This is a genomic window from Enterococcus sp. AZ048, from assembly GCF_051715125.1.
In the GTDB taxonomy this organism is placed as follows: Bacteria; Bacillota; Bacilli; order Lactobacillales; family Enterococcaceae; genus Enterococcus_A; species Enterococcus_A gilvus.
Map to the genome: position 1 here is coordinate 146,397 of NZ_JBIOTD010000002.1, position 20,203 is coordinate 166,599.

General features: G+C 42.2%; 23 protein-coding genes and 1 pseudogene. 17 read left to right on the plus strand and 7 right to left on the minus strand.

Translation table 11 applies throughout. The features are described 5' to 3' along the window. Positions 1 to 45: 45 nt before the first annotated feature. Positions 46 to 390, plus strand: a pseudogene (locus IGI66_RS14525) (ADP-ribosylglycohydrolase family protein); the annotation flags it as partial. A gap of 162 nt (positions 391 to 552) precedes the next feature. Next, a complete protein-coding gene (locus IGI66_RS14530; protein ID WP_438849382.1) occupies positions 553 to 2,142 on the plus strand; it encodes a C39 family peptidase in 1,590 nt (529 codons plus the stop codon). A 64-nt stretch (positions 2,143 to 2,206) separates the two neighbouring features. On the opposite strand, the gene thyA is transcribed toward IGI66_RS14530, so the two are convergent. Further along, a complete protein-coding gene (gene thyA, locus IGI66_RS14535) occupies positions 2,207 to 3,082 on the minus strand; it encodes a thymidylate synthase (RefSeq protein WP_438849383.1) in 876 nt (291 codons plus the stop codon). Positions 3,083 to 3,320: 238 nt separating this feature from the next. Between thyA and IGI66_RS14540 the strand changes: the two genes are divergently transcribed. Further along, positions 3,321 to 4,094 carry an HAD-IIB family hydrolase gene (locus IGI66_RS14540; protein ID WP_438849384.1) on the plus strand — a complete coding sequence of 258 codons (774 nt, stop codon included), beginning with the start codon at positions 3,321 to 3,323 and terminating at the stop codon, positions 4,092 to 4,094. Between the two features lie 260 nt (positions 4,095 to 4,354). Here the strand turns inward: IGI66_RS14540 and IGI66_RS14545 are convergent, their stop codons facing one another. Both IGI66_RS14545 and IGI66_RS14550 read right to left on the minus strand, forming a co-directional pair. Next, positions 4,355 to 4,519: a helix-turn-helix domain-containing protein gene (locus tag IGI66_RS14545; protein WP_438849385.1), complete on the minus strand. Its 165-nt coding sequence runs from the start codon at positions 4,517 to 4,519 to the stop codon at positions 4,355 to 4,357. A gap of 9 nt (positions 4,520 to 4,528) precedes the next feature. Continuing rightward, positions 4,529 to 4,750: a helix-turn-helix transcriptional regulator gene (locus tag IGI66_RS14550; protein WP_438849386.1), complete on the minus strand. Its 222-nt coding sequence runs from the start codon at positions 4,748 to 4,750 to the stop codon at positions 4,529 to 4,531. Between the two features lie 254 nt (positions 4,751 to 5,004). Here IGI66_RS14550 and IGI66_RS14555 point away from each other — a divergent pair, with 254 nt between their 5' ends. Continuing rightward, positions 5,005 to 5,568, plus strand: coding sequence for a methyltransferase family protein (locus IGI66_RS14555; protein WP_438849387.1), 564 nt, complete (start codon positions 5,005 to 5,007; stop codon positions 5,566 to 5,568). 29 nt (positions 5,569 to 5,597) lie between these two features. Here IGI66_RS14555 and IGI66_RS14560 read toward each other — a convergent pair whose 3' ends face one another. Then, positions 5,598 to 5,948 carry a DUF488 domain-containing protein gene (locus IGI66_RS14560; RefSeq protein ID WP_010779050.1) on the minus strand — a complete coding sequence of 117 codons (351 nt, stop codon included), beginning with the start codon at positions 5,946 to 5,948 and terminating at the stop codon, positions 5,598 to 5,600. A 422-nt stretch (positions 5,949 to 6,370) separates the two neighbouring features. Here IGI66_RS14560 and IGI66_RS14565 point away from each other — a divergent pair, with 422 nt between their 5' ends. Continuing rightward, on the plus strand, positions 6,371 to 8,896 hold the full coding sequence (locus IGI66_RS14565; protein ID WP_438849388.1) for a cation-translocating P-type ATPase: 2,526 nt from the start codon (positions 6,371 to 6,373) through the stop codon (positions 8,894 to 8,896). Between the two features lie 17 nt (positions 8,897 to 8,913). On the opposite strand, the gene IGI66_RS14570 is transcribed toward IGI66_RS14565, so the two are convergent. After that, entirely contained in the window at positions 8,914 to 9,519 is a 606-nt protein-coding gene (locus tag IGI66_RS14570) for a YczE/YyaS/YitT family protein (RefSeq protein WP_438849390.1), read from the minus strand. Positions 9,520 to 9,597: 78 nt separating this feature from the next. Between IGI66_RS14570 and IGI66_RS14575 the strand changes: the two genes are divergently transcribed. Beyond that, entirely contained in the window at positions 9,598 to 10,266 is a 669-nt protein-coding gene (locus IGI66_RS14575; RefSeq protein ID WP_438849391.1) for a cyclic nucleotide-binding domain-containing protein, read from the plus strand. Between the two features lie 87 nt (positions 10,267 to 10,353). Next, entirely contained in the window at positions 10,354 to 11,064 is a 711-nt protein-coding gene (locus IGI66_RS14580) for a B3/B4 domain-containing protein (protein WP_438849392.1), read from the plus strand. Between the two features lie 45 nt (positions 11,065 to 11,109). Here the strand turns inward: IGI66_RS14580 and IGI66_RS14585 are convergent, their stop codons facing one another. Together IGI66_RS14585 and IGI66_RS14590 are read right to left on the minus strand one after the other, a co-directional pair. Continuing rightward, positions 11,110 to 11,943 carry a Cof-type HAD-IIB family hydrolase gene (locus IGI66_RS14585; RefSeq protein WP_010779055.1) on the minus strand — a complete coding sequence of 278 codons (834 nt, stop codon included), beginning with the start codon at positions 11,941 to 11,943 and terminating at the stop codon, positions 11,110 to 11,112. A 208-nt stretch (positions 11,944 to 12,151) separates the two neighbouring features. After that, complete coding sequence (locus IGI66_RS14590) at positions 12,152 to 12,919, minus strand: DeoR/GlpR family DNA-binding transcription regulator (protein WP_010779056.1); 768 nt, start codon at positions 12,917 to 12,919, stop codon at positions 12,152 to 12,154. 191 nt (positions 12,920 to 13,110) lie between these two features. On the opposite strand from IGI66_RS14590, the gene rpiB reads away from it, so the two are divergent. The 10 genes from rpiB to IGI66_RS14640 all read left to right on the plus strand — a co-directional run bounded on the left by rpiB (position 13,111) and on the right by IGI66_RS14640 (position 19,772). Further along, positions 13,111 to 13,560, plus strand: a complete 450-nt coding sequence (rpiB, locus tag IGI66_RS14595; protein WP_010779057.1) for a ribose 5-phosphate isomerase B — start codon at positions 13,111 to 13,113, stop codon at positions 13,558 to 13,560. A gap of 15 nt (positions 13,561 to 13,575) precedes the next feature. Further along, the gene (fsa, locus tag IGI66_RS14600; protein WP_367378691.1) at positions 13,576 to 14,220 is read left to right on the plus strand and encodes a fructose-6-phosphate aldolase; all 645 of its coding nucleotides are present in this window, start codon (positions 13,576 to 13,578) and stop codon (positions 14,218 to 14,220) included. Between the two features lie 22 nt (positions 14,221 to 14,242). Next, complete coding sequence (locus tag IGI66_RS14605) at positions 14,243 to 15,016, plus strand: triose-phosphate isomerase family protein (RefSeq protein ID WP_010779059.1); 774 nt, start codon at positions 14,243 to 14,245, stop codon at positions 15,014 to 15,016. Between the two features lies 1 nt (position 15,017). Beyond that, positions 15,018 to 15,401: a dihydroxyacetone kinase phosphoryl donor subunit DhaM gene (dhaM, locus tag IGI66_RS14610; protein ID WP_367378692.1), complete on the plus strand. Its 384-nt coding sequence runs from the start codon at positions 15,018 to 15,020 to the stop codon at positions 15,399 to 15,401. Positions 15,402 to 15,434: 33 nt separating this feature from the next. Then, entirely contained in the window at positions 15,435 to 15,857 is a 423-nt protein-coding gene (locus tag IGI66_RS14615) for a Lin0368 family putative glycerol transporter subunit (protein WP_010779061.1), read from the plus strand. A 27-nt stretch (positions 15,858 to 15,884) separates the two neighbouring features. Continuing rightward, positions 15,885 to 16,223: a Lin0368 family putative glycerol transporter subunit gene (locus tag IGI66_RS14620; protein WP_010779062.1), complete on the plus strand. Its 339-nt coding sequence runs from the start codon at positions 15,885 to 15,887 to the stop codon at positions 16,221 to 16,223. Positions 16,224 to 16,280: 57 nt separating this feature from the next. Further along, positions 16,281 to 17,273 (plus strand): dihydroxyacetone kinase subunit DhaK, encoded by a 993-nt coding sequence (locus IGI66_RS14625; RefSeq protein WP_114525663.1) that lies wholly within the window; start codon positions 16,281 to 16,283, stop codon positions 17,271 to 17,273. A 97-nt stretch (positions 17,274 to 17,370) separates the two neighbouring features. Continuing rightward, entirely contained in the window at positions 17,371 to 18,015 is a 645-nt protein-coding gene (gene dhaL, locus IGI66_RS14630) for a dihydroxyacetone kinase subunit DhaL (protein ID WP_010779064.1), read from the plus strand. Between the two features lie 17 nt (positions 18,016 to 18,032). Next, positions 18,033 to 18,845 (plus strand): transketolase, encoded by an 813-nt coding sequence (locus IGI66_RS14635; RefSeq protein ID WP_367378693.1) that lies wholly within the window; start codon positions 18,033 to 18,035, stop codon positions 18,843 to 18,845. Continuing rightward, the gene (locus IGI66_RS14640) at positions 18,846 to 19,772 is read left to right on the plus strand and encodes a transketolase family protein (protein ID WP_438849393.1); all 927 of its coding nucleotides are present in this window, start codon (positions 18,846 to 18,848) and stop codon (positions 19,770 to 19,772) included. The last annotated feature ends 431 nt before the right edge of the window (positions 19,773 to 20,203 follow it).

The window sequence follows — 20,203 nt, forward strand, 5'->3', positions numbered from 1 at the left end:
TATTCATGGAACGACAATTCACCGGTTTCCGCATTTGTTTCGGGTCCATCGACGTTAAAAGCTTTGGACAAAATTGCTCAAGGCGTGCCGATTGAAGAGACCGGTGTAACAGGAACCACGAACGGCGCATCCATGAAAAACGCACCGATTGGAATAACCAGTGACTATCGTGAACTTCCTACATTAGTGAAAAATGTGGCGGAAATCTGTTTGCCGACCCACAATACAACGATTGCGATTGCAGGAGCAAGCGCCGTATTGGCGGCCATCTGCGGTGGTATGAATCCAAAGATGCCCAGAGAGATGATCCGTCAGATCGAGGAAGTAAATCAGTTGGACTTTGACCAACTCGCGGAAGAACTCCTTCCATTTGTGAAAGAAGCGAAATAGGCATTAAAGAGAAACAACAATCTGTTCTATTTTCAGGAGCGGATTGTTGTTTTTTATTTTTGAATAAAGAAAAATAATCAATAGTGTTGGCTGCGCTTCCATTTGTAAACAATCCATGGTTTAATAATAATAACAATTATTATTTTTGTAAGGAGGTAACACATGGAGAAGAAGCGTTTCAAGATGTATAAACGGAAGAAAACATGGGTTGTGGCGCCGATTATTTTTCTAGGGTTGTTGGGTGCGTCTGCTTTTGCGACGGAGGATCATGCTGTTTTTGCTGATGAGGTAGGTAAGGAGCAAGTGGTTCAGGTTCTTGAACCTGAGGCGGAGATAGAAGCTGCGCCTTCTGCTGACCCTCAATCCGAGATCGTAGAAGAGGGAGTGGCAGTGACACCTCCTGCCATCGAATCGACTACGCCCGTGGATACGACGGCTGAAGAAGAAGTAACTGCAACAGAAATAACAGAGAAACCCGCGACTTCTACTGAAGAGACAGAGAAAGAGGCAGAAACCCCGCCAGTAGAAAAGGATGAATCCTTTGAGACTTCCGAAGGTGAAGAGGATACGCAACTTGAAGAAGCGATGCCTGATCCTTCAGAAATAACTGAGACACCGAACAAGGATATCGTTGAGCAAGTTGAAATGAAAGAGCCTAACGCAAACAACGAGAAAGTGGTCACAACAACTGTGACGCCAAAAGCCGCAACGACTGCGAAGGCTGTACCGAAAGTCGCTGCTCCGAAGGCACAAGCGAAGGCCGCACCGGCGCCGACGATCGCGATTTATCGGGTGTATAATCCGAATTCTGGCGAGCATCTCCATACCATGAATTCGTATGAGAAGGATCATTTGGTCAAAGTCGGTTGGCGTTATGAAGGTATCAGTATGCGAGTGCCGTTGACGGGACGGCAATTATTTAGAGTCTACAACCCGAATTCTGGGGAACATTTTTACACATTAGATGGAAAAGAGCGGGATCATCTGAAGCGTGTCGGCTGGCGTTATGAAGGGATCGCGTGGCACACACCGTGGGCAGGTATGCCGATGTATCGGGTATTTAATCCGAATTCCAGAGGTGCAGGTTCCCACCATTATACGATGCTGCTGAGTGAACGAAATACGCTGCTGAAGGCTGGTTGGCGAAATGAAGGCATTTCTTGGTACACATTAGGCGGCGCACAGCCGATCGCGCCTGTACAGCGCACATTGAATGTGCCTTATGTGAGTCAATATGCTCCGGTCTTCAGTCCTTGGGGATGCGCGGGGGCATCGATGACGATGCTTTTGAAATACAAAGGGAAAAATGTCGATTTGAAATATGTTCAGGACAATTTGCCGATGTATCCCAAAGACAAAGGCGGGCAAAAAGGCAATGTATACACAGGAGAAGGGTTTGGTTGGGTGATCACGCCAGGCTCGTTGGCAAACTATGCGAAGAGATGGTACAAAAACGTCTCAAACATCAGCAATGTCAGCACACAAAACCTGGTTGATCGCATCATCAATGGCAACCCTGTGTTATATTATGGGTACTCTTCTTATCAAGCGAACACGATCCGCAATCACTGTAAGGTCATCGCTGGGTATCGGGATAATCAGTTTTTAGTGTACGATCCGTTGTATTACAGCTCAAGTGCGAAGGCCGGTTCTGGCGGACCAAACAAAACCTATGATCGCGGTGCGATGGCTTGGGTGTCCATCACCGATTTTTCAAAGGAATGGGACGGTCGCGCGATTGGGATTAGTTAAGAAAGTATTGATAAAATAGAAAAGGGCCTCAAACGATGAATGTCGTTTGAGGCCCTTTTTTTTGCTATTCGGCTATCTCATACTTAATAACACCATTATTCTCATAACCTTCCAGCTTCACATCCGACAATCGGCGTTCAAAGAAGGAACGTTTTTTACCGTTCTCATCGTATTTGTCTGGTAGGACGAGCGCAGGTTCGCTGTTTGGAATCGGCTGTGACAATTGTTCTTTTAAGGCATCGATGTGACGGTCGTAGACATGCGCGTCATCGATACACCAGTGCATCGTACCGAGTTCAAAACCTAAATGATCCGCGATCAAGCGATGCAGGACAGCGTATTGATAGGTATTGAAAGGTTGACCAAGTGCCATGTCGGCAGATCGTTGTTTGACGTGCAGGTCAAGGACGCCGTTATTGACTTTCCAATTGGTCGCCCATACACAAGGCTCCAACGTCATTTCGTCCAAATCATCGACATCCCAAAGGCTCGTCATGATGCGGCGAGAACCAGGATTATTTTCCAATTGATGCAGAACATATTCCACCTGATTGAGTTTTTCCTCATGGTTCGGCAGCTTGCGGCATTTTTTTGCTAATTGAAAGCCGTATGCTTTGCCGATGGTGTTGTTGTCATCGACCCATTCATTCCAGACTTTACAGTTGTGTTCCTGCAGCCACGTTACATCATTGGATAATTCCTGCCAAATCCATTCCAATTCGATCAAGGGTGTCTTTTGGAAGACGCGCTTTGATTTTAAGATCGGGATACCATCAGTAGGCTTGATCTTAAAGTTGACGCCTTGGATGAAGCGGGTAGGCGCAGGGCTACCATCGGCGTATTTTGCCCGAACGAGCGCAGGATCTTGATCCGTGCCATTTTCAATGATCTCCATGACGATGTCGCGATAAATTTTATCGAAGCCAGTATATTCAGTCACAAGAATTCTCCTCTTTTTATCTTTTGTCTGAGTTTAACACATTTGGGTGAATCCGTGGATTAAAAATTCTTTAGATAATCGGGGAGTTTTTGTAGTAGGATTGGTCATTCTGAAAAAATAAGTCTTGAAAAACTTCGCCGTGGCAATGTTGGCTGTGAATAACCAAGTCGTAAATTTATAACCTTCCAATTATGATACAATGAATAACAGATGTAATGAAGATAAAGGAGCAGGGAAAATGGAAAATAAGTTATTTTTCTTTGATATCGATGGGACGTTGACGGATCGAAAAACAGGGAAAATTGTTCCTAGTGCGAAGCGTGCACTGGAGCTTTTAGAAGAAAATGGGCATTTTGTTTCCATTGCGACCGGGCGGGCACATTATAAGAGTCGAGAGTTATTGACTGAGCTTGGGTTTGAAAATATGGTGTGCTCCGGCGGTATGGGGGTGGTCATCAAGAATCAATTGGTGAAGAATACACCGTTAGATAAAGAGGAGGCTCTGGCCGTCATTCATGATGCGGAGGAAAAAGGTATTGGTGTATTGATTGCGACGGATGACTCGGAGAAGGTTTATGCGAAAAATGATTTGTTTCGAGAACAGGTTGGGCCAAGACAGGAGCCGACAGAGTATTTCATTGATCCGACTTTTAGCGTGGATGAGGTGGAGGATATCTTCAAGTTTTACTTGGCGTTACCCAAGGAGCAAGATCATCGAATCCCTGAGCCGAAGAAGTTCGCAAAGCTGCGTTTTGTCCAAGAGTATACGATGTGCCAGCATGACAATAAGAAGCAGGGGATCTTGGATGTTTTGGATTATTTTGACAGACCGCGTGAAGATGTGGTGGTCTTTGGCGATGACGTGAACGATTTGGTGATGTTTGATAAGCGCTGGACCAGTATCGCGATGGGCAATGCGGTGGACGAATTAAAGGAGCTAGCAGATTATGTGACTGATCGAAATGTCGATGACGGGATCTATCATGCGTGTCGAAAGTTTGGCTGGATTTAATGAACGATTTGTTGGCGGCGCATTACCAGTATTCGTACCCGGAGATAGTTGTTTAGCTGTGTTAATCTGAATAATTAAAACCATAACGCCTAACTGATCTGGAAGACAGTTAGGCGTATTTTGTAGCGTTCATTTAACGGGAAATTTGAAATGAACGATCATTTCCCTGCTTTACAGTATCTGGAGAGTCGGACTATCTGTTTCTTAAAAATAGATAGTCTGGCTCTTTTAATTACAGTTTGTGTTGCTCTTTTAGTCAGTCAATTAATAATAAATTTTTTCCGATAGGCCGACGGAGAGATAGTTAGTTTTGAATGGAAAAACATTGAAAAATAGGAAGAGGAAGAAAAGCCAGTCTCGTAGGCGATCTCCGTAATCGTCAGTGAACTTTTCCGTAGTAGGGAGCAGGCCTTTTGAAGCTTCAAATCCTGAATTTATTCACTGGGTCCAATGCCTTTATGGGTTTGAAATAGCTTATAGAGATAAGTTCGATCAATATTTTTCGCCTCTGCAATCTGATTGACGCTGAGATTCTCCGACATATTATCATTGATATAGGTCAGAATACTTTTAAAAAGCTGTTCACTTTGTGAAGTATTGTCCGTTTTTAAATTCATTCGATCGATGGTATCGAATAGAATGAAGGAAGAAGCCATCGTGCGAAAATGATCGTTCTCTTTGAAGAAATCATAGATATCCTGAAAGAGGGCATCTGTTTTAAAATTTAAAAAGGAAACTCTCTGTTGCTACCAATCATAAAGGGAGTTTTTTTGAGAAATTTTTATGTGACTACTTTTCTTCTATACCTAACTATGATGGAAAAGTAACTTGATAAAAAGCTTGAACTAACGATCTGTATATGAAATAATATTCATATGATTATTTAATCATATGAATGGAGGAGTAATGAATGATGGAAAAAAGTGTTGCATTGGTTGGTTTTCTTGTCTTTTATTTGATCTATCTGGGAAAGGCGTGGCTTTTGAAAAAGCAAGGAATAAAGGTGGATCTTTTGGGAGACAAACCGCCGTCTAAGGAAAAAAAGATAGAGGTCGTTTTAAAGTTTTTGACAGGTTTAGGTGCCTTGTTGCAATTTATCGCACCGTTCTTTTTTGAAATCAATCAAACGAAAAGTGTTTATGTCGGCTTGGTATTAATCCTATTAGCAGATGTTTTGTTCTTTCTTGCGGTGTGGCAGATGGGGTTGAATTGGCGGGCGGGATTCAATGAGGCACAGCAGACCGAACTAGTAACCACCGGAATATATCACTTCAGCCGTAATCCGGCTTTTGTGGCGTTTGATTTGCTGTATCTCGGGTTTGCTGTTGTTTTTCCTACTGTTCTTATGATCGGAATGACAATACTAGCGGTACTGCTATTTGATTTCCAAATTCGGGGAGAAGAAGCCTATTTAACGAAGGAATTTGGCGAGGACTACAAGCAGTATAAAAAGACTGTTCGTCGTTATATTTAAAAATGAAGCAGGCTCACTCAGAGTCTGCTTCATTTGCTTAATAAATCATACAATACCTGCGCATTATTGTGAGATTCATCTTTTGCCCCATATACTAAGGTCACATCTTCTTGTTCTCGGAGTAGGGCCTCTAGCGTTTCTAGTGCCTCTTTCTGATCTCCGCTTTGCAGCTCCGCCTGATATTTTTTCTTAAAGTCAAAATACTTTTCTGGATCATGATTGAACCATTTTCGCAGCTCGTTGCTTGGTGCGATCGCCTTCAGCCAAAGATCGATCTTTTCTGTTTCCTTGGATTTTCCACGCGGCCATAATCGGTCGACTAACACCCGGTACCCGTCGGATTCGCTGGCGGGAGTGTACGCTCGTTTGATTTGTAGCATTTTCCACACTTCCTTTACTCGTTTATTCTAGCAAGTATGGGAGAATAGGTGAAGAGAAGCGCATTTTTTATATAGAAACTTTATCTGGGGTGCACGGCTAAAGTTCATTTCTGCAAGCAATTCCAAAATTAATTCGTATTTAAAAACAATGGAAACTAACGAATCAGGGTTAGTCTTCATTGTTTTTTTGATCTAGCGGCCCTTTTTCTTACTCGATGGCGCCACGAATCTATCTTTTAATACCACTTACTTTAATTTTAGGGCAGCCTTGTTTTTATTTTTTAAGGGGAGGGGCAACCTGTATTTTCTCCCTTGCTAAACAGTTACAATCTACTAAAAAGTGATCATTATTTCTCGTAAATACCTTCACAAAAACGTATGATGGAGCAATCGATTTATAAAAAATGAAGGGAAGAATCGAGATGAAAAAGATAGATTGGAATGGGTTAACGAAAGAACAAGTCGCGCGTAAAAGGGATGAATTCGGGCTAAATCAGCTAGAACAAAAAAGGAAGGAGCCGTTTTACCTGAAGATTCTTCATATTATTCTGGAACCGATGTTTCTGCTGTTGATCGTAGCGGCGTTGATTTATTTCTTTTTAGGCGAGCCTAAAGATGGGTTGATCATGCTGGTCTTCGTGGTGGTCATTATCGCCATTGAAGTGATCCAAGAATGGAAAACGGATCAAACCTTGAATGCGTTAAAAGATCTCTCAGCGCCAAAAATCAAAGTGATTCGCGAGGGGCAATCAAATGAAATTTTGAGCCAGGAATTGGTTCCAGGAGATTTGATGCTGATTGAAGAAGGGGTCAAAGTTCCGGCTGACGGCTTTGTGATCAAGGCCAACGACCTGAGAATCAACGAGTCTTCTTTGACAGGTGAGGCTGAAGCGGTTTGGAAGACGCTGGCTGAAACGGAAGAATCCACTTCAGAAGACTATTGGCGTGAGGACTACGTTTATACCGGGACGCTGGTGACGACGGGCAGCGGGACGATTTTGGTCGATAAGATCGGGAGGGAAACTGAGTATGGAAAAATTGGGAAACATTTAGCCTCGGCTGAAGAAGAAGTGACGCCGTTAGACAACCAAATCGGGAAATTAGTCAAAGTCTGTGCCATCATAGCCTTGATTTTCTTGACACTTGTCGCGGTCGTGACTTTTTTTAATGATGCTGATCTGCCATTGAAGGCTCGTTTTGTAGAAAGTATTTTATCCGGCATCACAATTGCGATGGCGATGATTCCTGAAGAGTTCCCGGTTGTTTTGACAGTCTTTCTTTCGATGGGTGCCTGGCGCTTGGCGAAGAAACAGTCATTAATCAGGAAATTGCCAGCTGTTGAAACCATGGGTGCTGTTTCCGTTTTAGCCGTGGATAAAACCGGGACCATCACCGAAAATAAAATGACGGTATCCGAAATATGGGTGACGGCGAATCAAGCGGAAGATCGATTGATCGAAGCCATGGGTCTTGCCAGTGAAACTAAGCCGTACGATCCAATGGAAATTGCCATGCTGGAGTACGATGAAGCCCATGGCTGGAGCAAAGAACGGTTATTTAACGGACAATTGGTGAAGGAATATCCTTTTACCGATGAACTAAAAATGATGGGGCATGTCTGGGAACGGAATGCTCGAATCGAAATCACGGTCAAAGGGTCACCAGAAAGTGTGCTAAACATTTCTGCTGTTGATTCGAAGAAGAGAGCGGAAATCGCTGAGGCGATTGATCGCTTTTCTCACGAAGGCTTGCGAGTGATTGCGGTAGGCGAACAAATCGTCTCGACCGAAGCTGAGGTTCCGAAGACGATTGAAGCCTGCGAGCTGAATTTTCTTGGACTGATTGGTCTGTCTGATCCGCCAAGAAAAGGCGTAGCTGAGGACATCCAGCAGTGTCAGAAAGCCGGCATCAAAGTCGTGATGATTACGGGAGATAATGGTGTGACAGCAGGAGCGATTGCACGAAGCGTCGGGATCGCAAATACCGATGGGTTTATCACAGGCGTGGAGATCGATACGCTGACCGCTGAGGAACTAAAAGAAAAAGTCGCCGATATCACGATTTTCTCACGAGTGACTCCTGAGCATAAAATGCGCATCGTCCAAGCGTTCAAGGCAAGAGGTGAAGTCGTTGCAATGACTGGCGATGGGGTGAACGATGCACCGGCTTTAAAATATGCGGATATCGGGATCGCGATGGGCAAAAGAGGTTCTGAAGTATCCAGAGAAGCCGCCGACTTGATTTTAATGGATGATGATTTTTCTACTATTGTAAGTACCGTGAAAGATGGTCGCCGGATCTACGACAATATTAAGAAGGCCATCGGGTATATTTTTGTGATTCACATCCCCATCGCGTTGACCGCGCTTTTCGGCCCTATTCTTGGTATTCCGCAAGCCGCGCTACTGCTCTTACCTGTACATGTGGTGTTGTTGGAATTAGTCATTGACCCAACGTGCTCCGTCGTGTTGGAAAGACAGCCCAGTGAGCCGGATATCATGGACCGGCCGCCTCGTGATCCGAAAGAAAGTATCCTGAGCAGAGGGTTGCTAGTCAAAAGTGTGGTACAGGGACTGGTTATTTTCGTCGCCTCTTTTCTGGCTTACTATCTTACTTTGCAGCAAAATCCGTCAAATGATGAACTGGCCCGCACTATGGGAATAGCTGTTTTGATCGTAGCCAATCTTTTCCTAGTTCAAGTCAATAGTTCCAATCATCTATTTGGCATCCAAACCTTTATCAAGTTGATTCATGATAAAGTGATCTGGCTGATCCTTGGTGGAACGATGCTCATTTTACTTGCGTTGATCTACGCTCCGATAAACAGTTTTTTGGATCTGGCACCATTGTCGTTGACGCAATTAGCGATCTGTGCGGCTTTAGGAATGGTCTCCGTTTGCTGGTATGATTTGGTTAAGCTGGCTCGAAGGGTTTTTAATAAAGAATAAATGGATGCGTCACTTTTTTATTCTTTATTTGCAAAAGCGATCGTGGGTGATAATAAGAGAAAGCTGATCAATGTCCCTTCTCGGACCATCAAAGGTAAATGGAAGGAAAAGGTGAGTATCAGAGCACCTAGAATACAAAGAAGGTCGATGCTGTAGCGATAATATTTGAAGCTCAGCGTCGTCCGTTCGGTCAAAAAGACACAGAACATCTCGATCGGAAATTTCAACCAGCGGTATTTCAAGACTTTTCCAGTCCCAAAGCCTGCAATGAGCGTCCCTAAAACAAACAGCAGACAATTAAAGAAATACGCATCCAGTGAAAAGAGCGGAAAAATGAAATAGGTGAAGAGATTGATTGTCGAGCCAAAGCACAGAAGTGCCGCAGCCATGGTGACATAATCCTTTAGTTGTCGTTTTTCGTCTAATGCGATACAGCCTATTAAAAACAGGAAGTTCAACCCCGTGGTAATCGTACCGATCTTTATGTGACTAAAGGCAGCAACCGCTGCGTTCAGAGAGTTGAAACTGCTGACACCGATTCCTGCCTTCAACGTCAAACTGATGCCAAAGGCGCTAAGGAGATAATAAAGAAAGGAAAGAGTCTTCATTTTTTGATTCGTCATAGTTGTTCCTCCAATAATGAATTGATAGGATAAGTATGCAGGACATAAAAAACGATCAATAGGAGATATAGCCTAGTTATGATGAAAAAAACAACGGATTCCTCTGTGGCACAGGAGCTTCAGCGATTACACCGAGCTCATTTTACAGGGGATCTATTAAAGCACAGTGTCGTTAGGACGTACGATCGAAATGAACCGCTCCTTCATCAAGGGGCAACGGTGTCTCATTTACTCATCCTTTTAGCAGGAAAAGCTCGCATCGTTCAACAAGAACCTAATGGAAAAACACTGATTTTGCAATTTCTTGAGCCGGGAGATTTGATCGGTGAATTGACTTTGGTACAAGCAGAGGAGAAAGCGAAGGATGTCGTGGCCATTGATACGGTTCGCTGTTTGGCGATTCCTATGCCGGAGGTAGAAAAAATGCTGAGGACCGATCCCGCGTTTTCTGCGTGGATCGCTAAGTACATAGGGGAAAAACTTCTTTTGCGCATGACTCATTTTTCGAATGCGCAAACCTTTGAGCTGAAATATCGTCTTGCGGCATTATTAATCGAAGTGTCGGTGAACGGCCAATATTGCGAAAAAAATACGCAGATCGCCGATTATTTAGGGGTGAGTTATCGTCATTTGACCCACACATTCAAGTATTTGCGAGAAGAAGGGTACATTGAAAAGAATAAACGGGGTTATCGAGTCGACGTGGAGAAACTGAGGGCGCTGGTGCAGGTGGGAAACGACGCTTAAAAATGTGTGCTTTAGAAAAGTCGCAAAAATAGATTTAAAACGCCATTTGTAGTGTAAAATTACTGTATACAAAAAAGGAGTGAAGGTATGACAACCGTTAACGTAGAGGCGTCTTTTTGGGAAATCTTTCCCGAAGCGCAGATTCATGTATTGATCGTCAAGGGTATTGGAGAAAATAAGGGGGAAGCGTCTGATCCCTTTTTGACACAATTATTGACCGATGGAAAAGAAGCAGCCCAAGCTTTTCTTACAAATGAGACATTTAGTCAAAATACGGTCATTGCCCAGTGGCGCGAGGCCTTCAGTAAGTTCAAAACTAAAAAAGGTGCACGTTCATCCATCGAAGCACTGCTGAAACGTGTGAGTCAAGATCGTGAATTTCATCCCATCAATCCTTTAGTGGACATTTACAATAGTGTGTCACTCGAATTCGCAGTTCCTTGTGGCGGAGAGGATTTAGAGAAGGTCGTCGGTACGATTCATTTGGGTCAAGCCGCAGGCGGTGAATCTTTTTTACCTTTGGGGGCGGAAGAAGATGCACCGGCGCTACCTGGGGAAATCATTTATGCTGATGAGGAAGGGGCCATTTGCCGTTGCTTAAACTGGCGGGAAGCCCAACGAACCATGTTGACAGAAGATACTCATGACGCGATTTTCTATATGGAATCTGTCAATGAAGAACAGGCTGCACGCGCCGATCAAGCGATGCAGGCATTGAAGCAGCGAATCATGGATTGTTTCGCTGTGGAAGGTGTCGATGCGGTCTTGACCGCCGCAAACCCACAAATGGAAGCATAAACAATCAGCTTTTAAGGATAATTTCCTTAAAAGCTGTTTTTTTGTTTAAAGATACTTTTCTAATCCTGCGGCAATACCGTCTTCATCGCAAGATAGGGTCACATCGTCTGCGATGGCCTTCAATTCGTCTACCGCATTGCCCATCGCCACGCCGATCCCAGCGTATTCAATGATCGAACGGTCATTTTGCCCATCGCCGAATGCAATCATGTTATAGGAATGGATGCCCATTTCAGGGAATACCGCATTCAAGGCCTTAGCTTTGTCGATTCCTTTATCTGTAAATTCAAAATAGAAAGGAGCAGAAAAGGCAGCCGTCACGGTCTCATCAAAGGGTGCATGGATTGCTTCCGCATGCTCCTGCAAATAGTCTGGCTGAGCAGCGATCAAGATTTTGTTAATAGGGAAGGTGGCAAATGCCGCCAAATCATCTATTTCGCAAAGCTTGAAATTGCCGCCCCGCGATTCATATTGAATAATATTGAAGGGCCCCTCTGGTAAATCAAGCATCCCGTTGTAAACGTCATTTACATAAAGATAGTCATCCTTGTCAATCATTGGCTGTACATTAAATTTTTTCAGATGCTCTAAGATCGCTTGGCTTGTTTCAACAGCCATCGCTTGGTTAAAAATGACCTCCTTTGTTAAGCAATCCGTCACCCGCGCCCCATTGTAGGAGACCAAATACCCTTCATATTTCGTCATTTCTAGTTCTTCTGCCAACCCAAACATCCCTGGAGTCGGTCGCCCCGAAGCCAATATCACTTTAACGCCTTTCTTTTGTGCGTTGATCAATGCTTGTTTTGTTTTTTCAGAGATCTTCTTTTTTGAGTTCAGCAATGTCCCGTCAATGTCTAATACGATCGCTTTAATATCCATTCCACCACGTCCTTTATTGTATTACTTTAAGTCTACTATCGGTACGAAGACGTGTAAATGGTTTCATTTGTAAATGACGATGGAAAATGTTTTTTACGAAATAAAATGAAATTGCTGGCGTTTCAGTAACTCTTCTCAGGATTGTAGGGCATTTAGAAGAAATTAAACCGATCGACACAGATTCCGAAGAATACGCGCCAATCGGTTTTTATTCTAAAAATTTAACGACAGAGCTGTAATGCTTTTTTACCCCATCTTGAATTTCGCTATCTGTTATTAATGTATTTAATTGAGATAACGTAGCAAAAGTAGCAATGGATTTTTTTTCAAATTTCGAACTATCAATCAATGCAACTGTTTGAGAAGCAAGTTCGACCATTCGTTTCTTCAATTCCACTTCATATAAATTGAAATCAGATAATCCTTCTGTGGCAGAGATTGCATAAGCAGAGGTGAAGAGTGTGTCGATGTTTACCTTTTTCAAAATCTCGATACCTAAAGTTCCTTCGACTGCATTCGAACTACCCTTTACGACGCCGCCGATCAATACAACAGTCAAATTCAAGTTTTCTTTCAGAAGTGATGCGGTGCGTAATCCATTTGTCAATACAGTGATCCGCAAATCGGATTGACTGATCAATTTAGCTAACTCATAGCAAGTAGAACTTGCATCTAAAACGATACATTCGCCGTTTGCGATCAAAGGAAAGGCTATATTAGCAATTTCAGCTTTTTTCTCGATGTTTTTTTGCTTTCGTATATCGTAATTTTTATCGATTTTTATTGTTTCGTCTTCTTTCGTTCGCGTAGCGCCTCCGTGCGTACGGATCAACATGTTGTTATCACTCAAATAGTTAAGGTCTGAACGAATGGTTGCTTTAGATACTGCTAGTAGGTCAGTCAAATCATTCACGGAGACAGATTCCCTTTCTTGCAGTAGTACAAGGATCTTTTCCCTTCTTTGGTTCGTATACATAAAAATCCCTCCAGAATCTTTGATTGATTTTAGTATAAACCATTCGGAATAGAAAAACAACAGAAAACAATCATTTTGCTTTCGATTAATTTTCTTTAATTTGATTAAACGAAAGTAAACGAAAATAATAGTTGACAAAACGAAAGTTTGTGGCTATCATGTGGATAAGAAAAGAAAAAGGAGAGAAAAAAATGAAAATTGGACTTGGATCGGATCATAATGCGTTTGAGATGAAACGTGAATTATTGGCATACATTAAAGAAAAAGGATATGAAGTCAAGGATTACGGGTGCTATTCATCTGATGAGGTTGATTATCCAAACATCGCATTTCATGTAGCAAACGGTGTACTGGAGGAAGAAGTTGACCGTGGAATTTTATGCTGTGGTACGGGAATCGGCATGGCTGTAGCAGCAAACAAAGTTCCCGGCATACGAGCAGCACAAGTGCATGATACGTATTCTGCTGAACGAGCACAACTAAGCAACAATGCACAAATCATAACTATGGGATCAAAGGTCATTGGAATCGATGTAGCAAAAAAAATTGTCGACGAATATTTGTCTGTTACTTTTGAAGGAGGAAATTCAGGTAGAAAAATTGAGCAGATTATGGAAAAGGAATCTGAATACTCTAAATAAGAAGGGGGAACAAGCATGAAATTCTTTTTGGACACAGCAAACGTGGAAGAAATTAAACGAATCAATGAATTAGGATTGGTGGATGGAGTAACAACAAACCCAACAATCATTTCAAAAGAAGGACGAGATTTTAAAGAAGTGATTACTGAAATATGCGATTTGATTGAGGGCCCCGTCAGTGCCGAAGTCATTGCATTAGATACAGACACTATGGTGAAAGAAGCGAGAGATATCGCTAATTGGGCAGAAAATGTGGTCGTAAAAATTCCTATGACAGAAGATGGATTACGTGCCGTCAATGTACTATCTAAAGAAGGTATCAAGACAAATGTCACATTAGTTTTTACTGTTGCACAGGGCTTGATGGCCGCTAAAGCTGGTGCAACCTACGTTAGTCCATTTGTCGGTCGATTGGATGATATCGCTACAGACAGTTTGTCACTTATCAGTAATCTAAAAAAAGTGTTGATGGAATATGGTTATCAGACGGAGATCATTGCAGCTAGTATACGCAGTCTGAAACACGTAGAAGATGTTGCAGAATTGGGTTCGGATATTGCGACAATACCAGGCGCATTGTTCCCTAAACTTTGGTCACATCCACTGACGGATGCAGGAATTCAAGCTTTCTTGAAAGACTGGGAAGCATTCGAAAAATAAGCGTAAAAGGAGGTAAATCATCATGCGGAAGCCAATTGTTGGGATTAGTTTAAAGCTGTACCAAAACGAAATAGACAATGCCCGAGATTTTGCTCATGCAATCGTTGAAGAAGTGGGAAATGAGAAAAAAATCGAACAATTCATGTGTCCCGGAATGGGCGTGCTATACCCAGTAGCGATGATCCTAAAAGATTCAGAAATAGGATTGGGCGCACAAAATATTGCGCCTGAATCCAATGGGGCTTATACTGGCGAATTTTCAATCGAATCGTTGAAAGATATGAAGGGCAGCTATGCGGAGATCGGACATGTGGAACGACGGACAATTTTCAATGAAACAGATGAAATGATTAATCAAAAAGTTCGCCTAGCCCTGAATTATGATGTCACACCAGTCTTGTGTATTGGTGAAATCATGAAAACAGAGGACTATCAAGAAATCAAGGACTTAATGAAGAAGCAGTTATTTCTTGATTTGTTCCAGCTTGAAGGACAACAAACGGAAAAAGTTATTTTGGCCTATGAACCTGCTTGGGCCGTTGGTCAAACGTGTGCGGCGAGTGCGGTGCATGTGCAGCGAGTGCATGGACTGATTCGCGAATGCATCAAAGAGTTGTTCGATAGAAAGACAGCGGAAAATATTCGCATCATTTATGGTGGTTCTGTATCTCAAGAAAATGTTCAATTGATTGTTTCAGACGACAATGTGGATGGGGTGTTTGTAGGGCGTTTCGGACATAAACCAACACAATATGCATCGATTGTTGACACCGTTAAAAGAGTAAAGGAGGGATAAAATGTTTGGCATTATTCTTGTTTCCCATAGTCAAAAAATTACAGATGGAACAAAAGAGATGATTGAAGAGATGACAGGAACCAGTGATGCGGTAAGAATCATTTCTGCAGGCGGTACTGGAGATGGTCGGCTGGGTACTAATTCCGTTATGATCATGGAGGCGATAGAAGCAAATTCGGATTGTGATCATATTCTTATTTTTTGCGATATTGGAAGCGCTATATTGAGCTCTGAAACGGCTATTGATTTGATTGAGGAAGAAGATTTGCAAGATAAAACGGAAATCATGGATTGTCCATTGATAGAAGGGGCATTTGCAGCGGCTGTTCAGGCCACTGTTTGTCAGAAGAAAGAAACGATCATCCAAGAGTTGGCCCAATTGTAAGACGTTATTGAATACGAAAGTGAGGAGCGAAAAATGAAATTTTTAAGAAGCATGGTAGGTTATATGGTCGCTGGCACGATAGTCATGTCTGTTTGGAATGAGCTTGGAAGTTTTGGCATCTTTGGGGGGTACTTGGCAGCTGGAATTATTATTGGCCCAATGTGGTTTATGAATCATTACCTTAATCTGACCGGAAACGAAGACGATGCAGCATTCGTGGATATGGGACTTGCAATCGGTGTCTGCGGGATTGCTCGGGACTCTTTCATGCAGGGGGCATCTGTCTTTTCAGACGCTTTACCGACGATTGCATTAGTAATCGTTGGCGCAGTCATCGGTGGGATCGTCGCAGCTGCCTTTGAAAAGAGTGTCGCAAAAGAAGAACAACGAGATGAAAAGGCACCGGAACCGGGAATGACGGAAAAAGAATTGGATCGGTTGGTTGGCGAAGAATAGTATCTAAAAAGAAACGGAGGAAAACAAATGACTTTGGCTTTAGGACTGGCAACAGTATGTGGGGGCTTTTTATTTCCCTTTGTAATTCGTATGGCATGGGGCAAAATGGTGGAGCACTGGGGACCAATCGGTGGTTGGATGGCAGCCTTGTTTATTGTCGGAACCGTTTGGTGTATTAATCACGGCATCTCAACCCCAATGATCGCGCAAACGGGTGCATGGGTCGATCAAGGGTTAGCAGCCGGCGTTGGTGTATGGGTGGCTTCCGCATTGGTTGGAGGAAATGTAAAAAAATCAATTCCTAAAATTCTAGCAGCTGTATCAGGCGGATTATTAGGCGGATTATTATTGTCTTTGTTCTTATAAAAAATAGAAAATAGCATTCAATAAAAATATATGAATAGAAAAAAGGAGAATGAGAAGATGAAGCGTCTTATAAATGATGGCTATGAAGTAGTAGAAGAAATGTTAGAAGGATACGCAGCGGCCAATAAGGATTATGTGACATTAGATTTAGAAAATCGTGTGGTTGTTAGTAAACTTATGAGTGAAGAGCCCCGCGTTCGGGTGATCGTGGGTGGTGGCTCGGGTCATGAACCAATGTTCTTAGGTTATGTCGGAAAGGACTTTGCTGACGCAGCAGTAGTTGGGAATGTGAATACTTCTCCTGCACCGGATGCGTGTTACGAAGCTGTAAAAGCGGTAGATAGCGGTAAAGGCTGCTTATATCTTTACGGAAATTATGCTGGCGATGTAATGAATTTTGATATGGGTGCTGAAATGGCACTAGAGGAAGATGGGATTCGTGTAGAAACGGTTACCACAACAGACGATGTTTATTCCGCAAAAGACAAAAAGGACCGTCGCGGCGTAGCAGGCGACCTACCAGTCTTTAAAGTGGCTGGAAGTGCAGCTGCAAAAGGGTACGATTTGGATCAAGTTAAAGCAGTGACTGAAAAAGCAAACGATAATACCTACTCGTTAGGTGTTGCACTGTCTTCTTCTACGTTACCAGTTACCGGTGATGTTATCTTCCAAATGGATGAAGGGGACATGGAAATTGGTATGGGGATCCATGGAGAGCCGGGAATCGAACGCCGTAAAGTTGAAAAGGCCGATGTAATCATTGACGAGATCATGAAAATTATTCTTGAAGATTCAAAAATTGATGCAGGCGACGAAGTCTATGTCTTGGTCAATGGTTTAGGGGCATTACCTGTAATGGACCAATACGTTTGTTATCGACGTGTTGATCAAATCTTGAATAAAAAAGGAATAAAAATCCATCGGACTGATGTAGGCAATTATGCGACTTCCATGGATATGGCAGGGATGTCTGTTACCTTAGTAAAATTAGACGTTGAGATCAGAGAATTGCTAGATGCACCATGTAATACACCATATTATAAATTGTAGAAAAAGAATTTCGATGAGAAATTTAGTAACCTTCAGGGAATGTGAATAAGATGTTAACAGAAATTTTTGCAAAGAAAAAATAAAAAGAGGTGTACTCATGAATGAAATAGTGCTGGATAAACAATTTTTCGCGAATAGTTTAGAGAGAATGGCGGAGCTGGCGGAAGAAAATCGGGATTACTGGACCAAGTTGGACTCAGACATTGGTGACGGGGATCACGGAATCAATTTAAGTATTGGCTTTAGAGCAGTGAATGCCAACTTGCAAGACAATTTAGAAAAAGCGGAAGATATTACAGCCTTACTAAAGAAATCGGGTATGGTGCTTTTAAGTAAAGTTGGCGGTGCTTCGGGTCCACTATATGGTAGTTTCTTTATCAAGATGGGCAAAGATGATACTGGAAAATCTGAAGTCTCATTCCCGGAATTTGTCGGTATGTTGAAAAATGGTATTGATGCAGTTCAACAGCGGGGAAAAGCTGAAATAGGCGATAAAACCATGCTTGATGCATTACTACCTGGAATCGATTATTTGACGGAGCATAAAAATGAGGCTGATTCTGTTGCGATAATGGAAGAAGCCGTATCAATTATGAAGCACGGAGCAGAATCGACCGTCCCACTAATTGCAAAAAAAGGAAGGGCAATGAGATTAGGAGAACGTGCAGTTGGACACAAAGATCCTGGCTCCGAATCATCTTGGATGCTGATGAATGTCTTTCTTGAAGAAATGAAAAAATAAATGGATGGAAGATAAGCATGGTTAATTTAGAAGAAAAAGCAATTGAATTGCGACAGTGGGTTATTCGATCGTTGGCTTCGGCTGGTTCAGGACACCCTGGAGGTTCGTTGTCAGCGATTGATATCTTAACGGTACTTTATTATCAAGAAATGGATATTGATTTAAAGTATTATGATCAAAAAAATAGAGATTATTTCGTTCTTTCCAAAGGGCACGCAGCACCAGCCCTATACGCTGTTTTAGCGGATAAGGGGTTCTTTTCGAAAGAAGAACTACTTGGATTGAGAAAATTTGGTTCTCAGTTGCAAGGGCATCCGGATAGACTTAAAACGCGAGGTGTTGACACTTCGAGTGGTTCATTGGGGCAAGGTTTGTCCATCGCGAATGGATTGGCATTGGCTCAACGCATGAATGGCATCGAAAAAAATGTTTATATTTTATTAGGTGATGGTGAATTGCAGGAAGGGCAAGTCTGGGAAGCTGTGATGACTGCAGCTCATTACAAATTGGATCGCGTAATTGCATTTGTAGATAATAATGGGTTGCAGATCGATGGAACGAATGATGAAGTAATGGCTGTAAAAGATATCGGCCAGAAATTCGCTGCGTTCAATTGGCATGTATTGACAGCTGATGGACACGACTTTGATTCATTAACAACAGCTGTTCAAGAAGCGAAACGCGGGAAAGATGGTCCTTCAGTTATTGTGTGCCGAACACATAAAGGTAAGGGTATTAGCTTCATGGAAGATCAAGTTAGCTGGCATGGAAAAGCGCCTTCTCCAGAAGAGGCTGAAAGAGCATTGGCGGAACTTAAGGAGGCACTCTAGGTGAGAATAGCAACGAGACAAGCGTATGGAGAAACATTGGTTCAACTAAAAGATCATAAAGACATAGTGGTCTTAGATGCAGATTTATCGGCTGCAACGAAAACGGACATGTTTGCCAAGGCTGCACCAGAAAAGTTTTTTAATATGGGCATTGCAGAAGAAGACATGATTGGAACTGCGGCAGGACTTGCTTTAGGAGGGAAGAGGCCCTTCGCTAGTAGTTTTGCGATTTTCGAAGCAGGTAGAGCGTACGAGCAGATTCGAAATGCAGTTGCTTACCAAAAATTAAACGTAACTATTGCGGCGACACATGCTGGAATTACAGTAGGTGAAGACGGGGGTTCTCATCAGTCCATTGAGGACTTGGCTTTAATGAGAGTGGTCCCAGGCATGACTATTCTTAATCCTGCGGATGATTTGGAGACGGAGGCAGCGATGAAAGCGATATTCGAACAGGATGGTCCTGTATATTTACGTCTAGGACGTCTGCCTGTCGAACGAATCCATGATACAAAAACTCCTTTTAAAATAGGAAAAGCAGAAACAATAATAGAAGGAAACTCAGGAACGATTGTTGCTACCGGTTCAATGGTACAAGAAGCCGTGTTGGCAGCGAAAAAATTGGCTGAAATAGGTATTCAAATTCGGGTGTTGAATTATTCGACGATCAAACCGTTAGACGAGTCTCTTCTTATAAAAGCTGCAGCAGAAACTCCTTGGATTATTACAGCTGAGGAGCACAGCGTCATCGGCGGATTGGGTAGTGCCGTAGCGGAATACTTAGCAGAACATTATCCAACTCGAATAGTTAAAATTGGAATTCAAGATCAATTTGGTCAATCAGGAGATCCTAAATTATTGAAGGATTTTTATGGGCTAACTGCAAAAAATTTAGTAGAAAATGTTAAATTATTGACTAGAAGCTGATTGATTATCATTATAAAAGCACACTTGTGGATTCTTCCACAAGTGTGCTTTTATGTATTTTCACTAAAAGTAGGTCACAGATTTATTCATTTATGAATTAAATAAGAAAAATTTAATAATTTTCAAAGTGTTTTCAGAAAACGTTTGGTCTATACGGATTCGTCGTGTCTCTAAACCGTTTTTTAACAAGAATAATTGTTATTTAATATTCTTGAGAATCTGTGAAAAGTGCTTACTATTTAGTAGCCAGTACCTAATGTTGTCTTTGGAGTATATAAAAATGTAATATGACACACATTATTTTAATATTAATATAAAATGAATCTGCTTTTGGTTTTGTTAATAATAGACTAATATCACAAGCTTTATAACTAAATTACCAAATTTTTTAAAAAATAATATAAAAAATGGGCAAACGCTATGATAATATT

Excerpts from the sequence above, each read along its gene's own strand:
- IGI66_RS14530 (WP_438849382.1), top strand. The coding sequence starts at position 553 with ATGGAGAAGAAGCGTTTCAAGATGTATAAACGGAAGAAAACATGGGTT.
- IGI66_RS14540 (WP_438849384.1), top strand. The coding sequence starts at position 3,321 with ATGGAAAATAAGTTATTTTTCTTTGATATCGATGGGACGTTGACGGAT.
- IGI66_RS14550 (WP_438849386.1), bottom strand. The coding sequence starts at position 4,750 with ATGGCTTCTTCCTTCATTCTATTCGATACCATCGATCGAATGAATTTA.
- IGI66_RS14555 (WP_438849387.1), top strand. The coding sequence starts at position 5,005 with ATGATGGAAAAAAGTGTTGCATTGGTTGGTTTTCTTGTCTTTTATTTG.
- IGI66_RS14560 (WP_010779050.1), bottom strand. The coding sequence starts at position 5,948 with ATGCTACAAATCAAACGAGCGTACACTCCCGCCAGCGAATCCGACGGG.
- IGI66_RS14565 (WP_438849388.1), top strand. The coding sequence starts at position 6,371 with ATGAAAAAGATAGATTGGAATGGGTTAACGAAAGAACAAGTCGCGCGT.
- IGI66_RS14570 (WP_438849390.1), bottom strand. The coding sequence starts at position 9,519 with ATGACGAATCAAAAAATGAAGACTCTTTCCTTTCTTTATTATCTCCTT.
- IGI66_RS14575 (WP_438849391.1), top strand. The coding sequence starts at position 9,598 with ATGATGAAAAAAACAACGGATTCCTCTGTGGCACAGGAGCTTCAGCGA.
- IGI66_RS14580 (WP_438849392.1), top strand. The coding sequence starts at position 10,354 with ATGACAACCGTTAACGTAGAGGCGTCTTTTTGGGAAATCTTTCCCGAA.
- IGI66_RS14585 (WP_010779055.1), bottom strand. The coding sequence starts at position 11,943 with ATGGATATTAAAGCGATCGTATTAGACATTGACGGGACATTGCTGAAC.
- IGI66_RS14590 (WP_010779056.1), bottom strand. The coding sequence starts at position 12,919 with ATGTATACGAACCAAAGAAGGGAAAAGATCCTTGTACTACTGCAAGAA.
- rpiB (WP_010779057.1), top strand. The coding sequence starts at position 13,111 with ATGAAAATTGGACTTGGATCGGATCATAATGCGTTTGAGATGAAACGT.
- fsa (WP_367378691.1), top strand. The coding sequence starts at position 13,576 with ATGAAATTCTTTTTGGACACAGCAAACGTGGAAGAAATTAAACGAATC.
- IGI66_RS14605 (WP_010779059.1), top strand. The coding sequence starts at position 14,243 with ATGCGGAAGCCAATTGTTGGGATTAGTTTAAAGCTGTACCAAAACGAA.
- dhaM (WP_367378692.1), top strand. The coding sequence starts at position 15,018 with ATGTTTGGCATTATTCTTGTTTCCCATAGTCAAAAAATTACAGATGGA.
- IGI66_RS14615 (WP_010779061.1), top strand. The coding sequence starts at position 15,435 with ATGAAATTTTTAAGAAGCATGGTAGGTTATATGGTCGCTGGCACGATA.
- IGI66_RS14620 (WP_010779062.1), top strand. The coding sequence starts at position 15,885 with ATGACTTTGGCTTTAGGACTGGCAACAGTATGTGGGGGCTTTTTATTT.
- IGI66_RS14625 (WP_114525663.1), top strand. The coding sequence starts at position 16,281 with ATGAAGCGTCTTATAAATGATGGCTATGAAGTAGTAGAAGAAATGTTA.
- dhaL (WP_010779064.1), top strand. The coding sequence starts at position 17,371 with ATGAATGAAATAGTGCTGGATAAACAATTTTTCGCGAATAGTTTAGAG.
- IGI66_RS14635 (WP_367378693.1), top strand. The coding sequence starts at position 18,033 with ATGGTTAATTTAGAAGAAAAAGCAATTGAATTGCGACAGTGGGTTATT.